Here is a 3071-nt window from a genome sequence, read left to right on the forward strand (position 1 = left end):
TCTCTACTGTTGCAGTGACTTCCTGATTAATAAATATTGGTTTCTTGAATTTTAAGTCCTGCCCCAAGTAAATGGTACCTTCTCCGGGCAGGTGTTTTCCTAACAAACCAGAAAAAAGGCTTGAAACAAGCATCCCGTGGACTATTTGTTTACCAAATGGTGTCTTGGCTGCATAGTCGGCGTCAAGGTGGACCGGGTTGAAGTCAAGTGATAACTCTGCAAAAGCATTTACTTCTGCTTCAGAAAAACGTTTGCTGATACTTGCGCTTTGGCCAAGACTAACTTTCGACATACTTGTTTTATTCCCTTAATGCTTGTTGTGAGTGATGAGCCGGTAGTGACTAGCTCGATATTAGTTTGTCTACATTAAAAAAAGGTGACACTGATAGACGTCAAGCCAAGGGTATTTAGCCAATAATATTTTCTTTGAATTGTCGTTGGATTTCTTCGACTAGCTCGCGATTTTTAATTAGTGCATCAACGCATTCCCTATCCAGCTTAGTGCCAGCCATGGCGTCAATTTTTGCGAAAGCATCATCGTTTGACCAAGCTTTTTTATAAGGTCTCTCACTGGTTAGTGCGTCAAAGACATCGGCTACTGCGACAATTCTTGCCTCGATAGGGATATCTTGGGCAACTAGCCCATCAGGGTAGCCGGAACCGTCGTAGGCTTCGTGATGGTGGTGGGCGATATTTTTCAGAATGTCGATGTAGTTGAGGCTATCTAGGCTGAAGTTTTCTAACAGCGTATCGATTAGCTCCTTGCCTTTCTCTGCGTGAGATTTCATGATCTCGAATTCTTGATCATCTAACTTTCCTGGCTTTAAGAGTACAGAGTCGGGAATACTAATCTTGCCAATATCATGCAAAGGTGAGAACAGGAAAATATGCTCGACAAACTGGTCGTCAAAACCATATTTATGCGCCAGCTCGTCAGCGATTAGTCTTGAAAATCGGGACATTCGGTCGATGTGCATTGCTGTTTCAGGGTCACGATGGTGAGTGAAATTCATGGCGCTTCTGACAGTTGCTTGTAAGGTACCTACCACATCTTGTTCATGGGATACCAGAAGAACGAGCATGTGAGCTGTCATATCCAGGTCTACCAAGGTGCTTTCTTCAAAGACGTTTTTTTCGAAGGAGTTAAAAAATATAAAGCCGATAAATTGCCCATCTTGATACATTGGAAATGTATAGCTAGAGCCGAAATGACTCTTTTCTAATACTCTCGTATGGGTATTCTGGCCGTCAGAAAAAATTTCCATATTGTTTACGACTCGTGGATTCCCACTCTTGATTATCTCTATCAGGGAAGGGGCATCGCTTAAACTTGCTTGATAGTGAGTCAAAGGGCTTTCGTGTTCGCTGCTCCAAGCAAAGGTTTTAAGGGTATCGGTTTTCGCATCAAACAAGGCGACGGCGATACGGTCAATATAGTGATGCTGATGTTTTAAGTGCCCATGGAGTAGCCGCAACTTTTCAAGTAAAGGGCTACTGGAGCCTAATTTCTTTAAGGGGTCTTGGTGACTGTATACGCTTGGTTTGTCCATGTTTCATCTTTAGCTCGTTCAAGTCGTTAGTTCTAGTATAGACGAGCTGGGTCAAGCGAAAAGCAAAAAACTAAATTGGTTACAAATCTGAACTTTGTTCCGAGTGGATTTAGCGGCTAAGCTGGTTTATTCTTCGCGTCATATATAGTTTCTTAATAATTTATTACAAAATAACCTAACAGGATGTCAATATGAGTTCGATTCTATCGGGGATGCGAGTGGTTGAAGCCTCTGCATTTGTCGCTGCGCCTCTTGGAGGAATGACTTTAGCTCAACTTGGAGCGGACGTCATTCGAATAGATGCGATAGGGGGGGGGTTGGACTATCGTCGCTGGCCCGTTACAAAAGATAATGTCAGTCTGTTTTGGGCAGGGCTAAATAAATCTAAGCGTTCGGTAGCGATCAACTTTAGGTCTCCAGAAGGTTCAGAACTCGCTAAGCAAATTATAACCGCGCCTGGCAAAGAAGCGGGAATGCTATTGACAAACTTTCCACCTAAGGGTTGGTTGTCTTATGAGGATCTTAAGGCAATTCGTCCAGACATGATACAGCTCACCGTTCAAGGCGATAGGCATGGTGGCTCGGCTGTAGACTATACGGTTAACCCGGCCATTGGCTTACCGTTTTTGACAGGCCCCTCTGATAGTAACTCGCCAACGAATCACGTACTTCCTGCCTGGGATCTGGTGACAGGACAGATGGCTGCACTGGGCTTGTTAGCTGCAGAGCGTCATCGTTATCGCACAGGTGAAGGACAGCACACTAAGATTGCTTTGGCTGATGCGGCCATGGCAGTGATGGGGCACTTAGGATTTATTGCTGAAGCGCAGTTAGGAGAAGAGCGTCCACGTTATGGAAACTATCTCTTCGGTGCGTTTGGACGAGACTTTACGACATCTGATGGCGAGCGTGTCATGGTGATTGGCTTGACCAAACGCCAGTGGAAGTCCTTGTGTATTGCTACAGAAACAGCTGAAAAAATGGACCAGCTAGCGGCAACGCTAGGACGTGATTTTTCTCAGGAAGGTGCTCGCTTTGAGTCTCGTGATGAGATTTCGGCTTTATTTTCTGACTATATTTCTAAGCGCAGTTTTAAGGATATTGAGTCTCGCTTCAATGAAAACGGAGTTTGTTGGAGTAAGTATCAAACGGTTAAGGAAATGGTAGATAGTGACCCGGAATGCTCGCTAGACAATCCAATGTTTAACCAAATTGATCAGCCTGGTGTTGGTTCATTCAGAGCAGCAGGAGCTCCTTGGAACTTCTCGGCATTTGAACGCCAGCCTGCGCAACCGGCGCCAAAACTAGGGCAGCAAACCGATGAAGTGCTTTCTGAAGTGGTTGGTTTGAGTAGTGCTGAAATTGGCCGCTTACACGATGCGGGTATCGTTGCAGGGCCAGAGTAGCGTCTAATCCAAACCTTTTTCCTTAAGTGTGTACTATTGGGGCCAGAGTAAAACAAACGCCTTTACTCTGACCCAATTTGAAGATGCTTATACCCTGTTGTTTCTAAAGAAATTT

At 44.6% G+C, this 3071-nt stretch carries 3 protein-coding genes; 1 reads left to right on the forward strand and 2 read right to left on the reverse strand.

All coding sequences use genetic code 11. The features are described from left to right. Both A3761_RS20105 and A3761_RS20110 read right to left on the reverse strand, forming a co-directional pair. On the reverse strand, positions 1-292 hold a 292-nt coding region (locus A3761_RS20105; protein WP_068750766.1), incomplete at its 3' end, for a MaoC family dehydratase. A gap of 115 nt (positions 293-407) precedes the next feature. Continuing rightward, the gene (locus tag A3761_RS20110) at positions 408-1550 is read right to left on the reverse strand and encodes an HD-GYP domain-containing protein (protein WP_068513789.1); all 1143 of its coding nucleotides are present in this window, start codon (positions 1548-1550) and stop codon (positions 408-410) included. 191 nt (positions 1551-1741) lie between these two features. Here A3761_RS20110 and A3761_RS20115 point away from each other — a divergent pair, with 191 nt between their 5' ends. Next, a complete protein-coding gene (locus A3761_RS20115) occupies positions 1742-2956 on the forward strand; it encodes a CoA transferase (protein ID WP_068513791.1) in 1215 nt (404 codons plus the stop codon). The last annotated feature ends 115 nt before the right edge of the window (positions 2957-3071 follow it).

The sequence above is a fragment of the Oleiphilus sp. HI0123 genome (assembly GCF_001635315.1).